This window comes from Streptomyces sp. BE20 (assembly GCF_036322525.1).
GTDB lineage: Bacteria > Actinomycetota > Actinomycetes > Streptomycetales > Streptomycetaceae > Kitasatospora.
The window spans coordinates 1-345 of sequence record NZ_JAQYWW010000549.1; the positions used below are offsets into that span (position 1 = coordinate 1).

The following is a 345-nucleotide window of genomic DNA, read 5'->3' on the forward strand; positions in this document are numbered from 1 at the left end:
AGGCCTCCGGGCACTACCGTGCCGCTCTGGATCACTCCCTTTCCTCCGACTAAGATTCTCTCTGCGCCAGGGACCTGGAGGGCGCGGCCGGCTGCCACCGGGCGCTAGGGTACGCGGTGCGCGCCGCAGACTGGTACGGCCGGGCGCCAGCCCAAAACGGCCACTCAGCAGCCGCCACCCAGGCCCCCAACAAGCCAGAAAAACAAAAAACAAAAAAAAAAAAAAAAAAAAAAAAAACAAAAAAAAAAAAACAAAAAACACAAAAACAACAACAAAGCAATACACCCAAAAAAAAAAGACCACAAAGACACCCCCGCCTCCCCAACAAAAGGTAACTACCAAGGC

The 345-nt window shown here is 52.8% G+C and carries 1 protein-coding gene; it reads right to left on the reverse strand.

Translation table 11 applies throughout. The features are described from left to right. Window positions 1-49: 49 nt before the first annotated feature. Window positions 50-289 (reverse strand): hypothetical protein, encoded by a 240-nt coding sequence (locus PUR61_RS09130; RefSeq protein ID WP_329877586.1) that lies wholly within the window; start codon window positions 287-289, stop codon window positions 50-52. Window positions 290-345: the final 56 nt, after the last annotated feature.